Origin of the sequence: Streptomyces sp. A3M-1-3 (genome assembly GCF_024213665.1) — a bacterium.
Lineage (GTDB): Bacteria > Actinomycetota > Actinomycetes > Streptomycetales > Streptomycetaceae > Streptomyces.
This window is the reverse complement of sequence record NZ_JANAVP010000067.1, coordinates 1-5,317: the sequence shown is the minus strand read 5'-3', so window position 1 is coordinate 5,317 and position 5,317 is coordinate 1. Positions and strand designations below refer to the sequence as shown.

Annotated in this window: 2 protein-coding genes; both read left to right on the top strand. The window is 73.6% G+C overall.

What is annotated here, in order from left to right; genetic code table 11:
• The coding region (locus tag NLX86_RS34120) for a type I polyketide synthase (RefSeq protein ID WP_254375705.1) at positions 1 to 4,308 on the top strand (4,308 nt) is incomplete at its 5' end.
• A 93-nt stretch (positions 4,309 to 4,401) separates the two neighbouring features.
• On the top strand, positions 4,402 to 5,317 hold a 916-nt coding region (locus NLX86_RS34115; protein WP_254375704.1), incomplete at its 3' end, for a polyketide synthase.

Here is a 5,317-nt window from a genome sequence, read left to right as displayed (position 1 = left end):
CAGGCGGGCGCGGTCGAACTGCTCACCGAACAGCGCCGGTGGCCGGACACCGACGGCCCCCGCCGGGCCGCCGTCTCCTCCTTCGGCATCAGTGGCACCAACGCGCACGTCATCCTGGAACAGCCGCCCCTACCGGACCCGGACCCGGCGCCCGCCGCCGTGGAGCGGCCCGCGGACAGCGCCCTGCCGTGGGTGGTGTCCGGACGCGACGAGCAGGCCCTGGGTGCCCAGGCCGAGCGCCTGCACGCATACGTCACCGAGCACCCCGGCCTGAGCGCCGCCGACCTCGGTCACTCGCTGGCCACCACACGCGCGCTGCTGGACGAGCGGGCCGCCGTCGTCGGCACCGGCCGTGCGGAACTCCTCGGCGCGCTGGCCGCCCTGGCCCGAGGTGAGAACTCGCCCGCCGTCGTCCGCGGCCGTGCCGCGCGGCGCGGCCGGACCGCCTTCCTGTTCACCGGACAGGGTTCCCAACGCCTGGGCATGGGACGCGAGTTGTATGCGTCCTCGCCAGTCTTCGCAGCCGCGCTCGACGAGGTCGTCGCCCACCTGGACGCCGAGCTGGCCGTGCCGCTGAAGGACGTGCTGTTCGCCGCGGAGGGCTCGGTCAACGCCGCCCTGCTCGACGAGACGGCCTTCACCCAGGCCGCGCTGTTCGCGGTGGAGACCGCGCTGTTCCGGCTGGCCGAACACCACGGGCTGACCCCGGACTTCCTGCTCGGCCACTCCATCGGTGAGGTCACAGCTGCTTACCTGGCCGGGGTACTGAGTCTGACGGACGCCTGCCACCTGGTCGCCGAGCGCGGCCGGCTGATGCAGGCGGCGAGGAGCGGCGGCGCCATGGCCGCGATCCAGGCCGCCGAGGACGATGTGCGCGCCTCGCTGGCCGGGTACGACGACAGGGTCTCCGTCGCCGGGGTGAACGGTCCAGCCGCCACGGTCATCTCCGGCGACGCCACGGCTGTCGACGAGCTCGCCGCGCTGTGGCGTGAGCGGGGCAGCAAGACCAAGCGGCTGCCGGTCAGCCACGCCTTCCACTCGCCGCACATGGAGGACGTACTGGAGGAGTTCCGCGCGATCGCGGCGGGGCTCACCTTCAGCCCCCCGAGAATCCCCGTGGTCTCCAACGTCACCGGCACCCTTGCCACCACGGAGGAACTGACCTCGCCCGACTACTGGGCGCGGCACATCCGGGAAGCGGTCCGCTTCCTCGACGGCGTGCGCTACCTGGAGCAGCAGGGCGTCACCGACTGGCTGGAGCTCGGCCCCGACGGCGTACTGACCGCACTGGTCCAGGAGAGCCTGGCCGAGGATCCCGGATCGCTCGTCCCGGTACTGCGCCGAGGGCGCCCCGAGGACCGGACCGCGGTCGCCGCCTTCGCCCGGCTGGCCGTCCAGGGCGTGCCCACCGACTGGGACGCCGTATTCCCCGGCGCCCGCCGGATCGCTCTGCCCACCTACGCCTTCCAGCACCAGCGGTACTGGCTGGAGGAAGGCCCGGCCGCCGTCGGCAGCCCCGCCGGGTTCGGCCTGAGCAGCGCCGACCACCCGCTGCTCGGCGCGGCGGTCGGCATCGCGGACCGCGACGAGTACGTGCTCACCGGCCGGATCTCCCGGCACAGTCACCCGTGGCTGGCCGACCACGCCGTCCTCGGATCGGTGCTGCTGCCGGGCACCGGCCTGCTCGAACTGGCACTGCGCGCCGGTGAGCAGACCGGCGCGGACCGGGTGGAGGAACTGACCCTGGCGGCGCCCCTGGTACTGCCGGAGCAGGGTGCGGTCAAGCTGCAGCTGGTCGTGGGCGCGGCCGACGACTCCGGCCGCCGCGCCCTGGAGATATTCTCCCGGCCCGACGACGACGCCCCCGAGGGCGACGGGTCCTGGACGCTGCACGCAAGGGGCTCGCTGGGCGCCGGGCAGGCCGAACCCGCCGGTCTGACGGCCTGGCCTCCGGCCGGGGCAGCCGAAGTCACGCTGGACGGCGTGTACGAGCGGCTGGCCGATCGGGGTTACGCCTACGGCCCCGCCTTCCAGGGCCTGCGCGGGCTGTGGAAGGGCGAGAACGAGCTGTACGCCGAGGTGGCCCTGGGCGAGGAGCAGAGGTCGGCCGCGGGCACGTTCACGCTGCACCCCGCCCTGCTGGACGCCGCGCTGCACTCGCTGCTGCCGGGCGTCGCCGAGGAAGCCGGCCAGTCCTGGCTCCCCTTCTCCTGGGCCGACGCAAGCGTGTACGCCACGGGCGCCTGGGTCCTGCGGGTCCGGCTGTCGCTGGCCAGCCCCGAGCCGAACACGCTGCTCGCCTCCCTCGTGGTGGCCGACGGCGACGGTCGGCCGGTCGCCACCATCGGCTCGCTGACCCTGCGTCCGCTGTCGCAGGAAGCTCTGCGCGCGGCGGGCAGGACCGCCCGCGACGGACTGCACAAGATCTCCTGGATCGCGCCGCAGACCGCCGGAACCCCGTCGGACCCCGCCGCCTGGGCAGTGCTCGGCGACGGCCTCGCGGTGCCGGAGCAGACCGTCTCGTACCCGGACCTGGCCGCGCTCGGCACTGCCGTGGACGAGGGCACCGCGACCCCGGCGCTCGTCCTGGCCCCAGTCGGCCCGGCGACCGGCGCGGACACCGCCGAGGCGGCGCGCACCGCCCTGCTCCACACTCTGGAGCTGGTCAAGTCCTGGCTGGCGGACGTGCGGTTCGCCGGTTCCCGGCTGGCCGTTGTCACGCGCGGTGCCGTAGCGGTCGGCGCGGAGGACGTCACCGGCCTCGCCCACGCCGGTGTGTGGGGTCTGCTCCGGTCCGCCCAGACCGAGAACCCCGGGCGTCTCATGGTGATCGACCTGGACGAGGACGCCGGGGTCAAGGCTCGGGTACCGGCCGCCCTCGGCACCGACGAGCCTCAGCTCGCGGTGCGCGGCGGACAGACCCTCGTACCGCGCTTCGCCCGCACCGGGCAGACCGGCGGCCGGGACGGGGCGGCGCCGGCCTGGGACCGCGGCACCGTACTGATCACCGGTGCCACCGGCTCGCTGGGCGGGGTGCTCAGCCGGCATCTGGTGACGCAGCACGGCGCCCGCGACCTGCTGCTGCTCAGCCGACGCGGCGCGGACGCCCCCGGTGCGGCCGGACTCGTCGCAGAACTCACCGAGTTGGGCGCCCGGGTCGCGGTCGCCGCGGTCGACGTCACCGACCGCGGCGCGCTCGCCCAGGTGCTCGCCGGCATCCCGGCCGACCGCCCGCTGGCGGCCGTGGTGCACGCCGCCGGTGTGCTGGACGACGGTGTGGCCGCCCGGATGACCCCCGAACAGATGGACGGGGTGCTGCGCCCCAAGATCGACGCGGCCTGGAACCTGCACGAGCTCACCCGGGAGCTGGACCTGGAGGCGTTCGTCCTCTACTCCTCGGTCGCCGGTCTGCTCGGCACCGCAGGACAGGCCAACTACGCGGCGGGGAACACCTTCCTCGACGCGCTCGCGGAGCACCGCCGGGCGCACGGCCTGCCCGCCGTCTCCCTCGCCTGGGGCCTGTGGACGGAGACCAGCACCCTCTCCGGTCATCTCACCGAGGCGGACCTGCGCCGCCTGGCCCGCTCCGGGCTGGTCCCCCTCACCTCCAAGGAGGCCATGGAGCTGTTCGACGCGGCTCACACGACCGGTGAGGCCGTGCTCGCGGTGACCCGCCTGGACACCGCCGCGCTGCGGGCCCAGGGCGGCGAGCCGCAGGCGATGCTGCGCGGTCTGGTACGGGCCGCCGCACGCCGTACACCGGCCTCCGGCGGGGGCGGCGCCGAGGCAGGACAAGCGTCGGCCGAGCTGCTGGCCGGACTGTCCCCCGTCCAGCAGGAGCGGGCGCTGACCGATCTGGTCCGGAGCCGGGTGGCTGAGGTGCTGGGGCACTCCGACCTCAGCGGTGTCGGCGCCGACCGGCCCTTCCAGGAGCTGGGCTTCGACTCACTGACGGCGGTGGAGCTGCGCAACCTGCTCAATCGCTCCACCGGGCTGCGCCTACCGACGACCCTGGTCTTCGACCACCCGTCTCCGGCAGCTCTCGCCGCGTACCTGCGGGACGAGCTGGGCCTCGGGGAGATCTCGCTGGTCGACCCGGTTCTCGACGACCTGGCCAGGCTCAAGTCGGCAGTCCGGGCGGCGGCCGCCTCGCAGGAGGCGGAGGCGCTCGGTCGGATCACCGCCCGGCTGCGGGAGCTGCTGGACGCTGCGGAAACGGCGGGCGGCAAGCCCGCGAAGGACTCGGGCGAGGACCTCGACGACGCCAGTGACGAGGAACTCTTCGCGCTGCTCGAGGGGCTCGAGTGACGAACGGACGTCCAGTCGTTCAGACGTGCAGACGCCCTGGACGGCTCCACACCCACATCGCGACACACACCACATCCCGGGAGCTGAATACACGTGGCTGACGAGGTACAACTCCGCGACTACCTCAAGAGGGCCATCGCCGACGCACGAGACGCACGCAGGCGTCTGCGCGAGGCGGAGGACAAGGAGCAGGAGCCGATCGCAATCGTCGGCATGGCCTGCCGCTACCCGGGTGGTGTGTCCTCGCCCGAGGACCTCTGGGGACTGGTCGCCGACGGGGTCGACGCCATATCGGAGTTTCCCGCCGACCGCGGCTGGGATCTGGAGAAGCTGTACGACCCGGACCCCGAGAAGGTCGGCAAGTCGTACTCCCGTGAGGGAGGCTTCCTGCACGAAGCGGACCTGTTCGACCCCGAGTTCTTCGGAATGTCGCCGCGCGAGGCCCTCGCCGCCGACCCGCAGCAGCGTCTGCTGCTGGAGACCGCGTGGGAGACCTTCGAGCGCGCGGGTCTCGCCCCCGAGGCGCTCAGGGGCAGCCGTACCGGCGTGTTCACCGGCATCATGTACAACGACTACGGCTCGCGTCCTCACCTCCCCTCGGAAGGCTTCGAGGGCTACCTGTTCAGCGGCAGCGCGGGCTCCATCGCCTCAGGCCGGCTGGCCTACACGTACGGCCTGGAGGGCCCGGCCGTCACCATCGACACGGCCTGCTCGTCGTCCCTGGTGGCCCTGCACCTCGCGGCGAACGCGCTGCGCCGCGGAGAGTGCGACCTGGCGCTGGCCGGCGGCGCGGCGGTGATGTCCACCCCGGTCGCCTTCATCGAGTTCTCCCGGCTGCGCGGCCTGGCTGCCGACGGGCGGTGCAAGTCCTTCGACGCCTCGGCGGACGGTACCGGCTGGTCCGAGGGGGTCGGCCTGCTGCTGGTCGAGAGGCTGTCGGACGCGCGGCGCAACGGCCACCGGGTGCTGGCCGTCGTACGGGGCTCCGCGGTCAACCAGGACGGCGCCT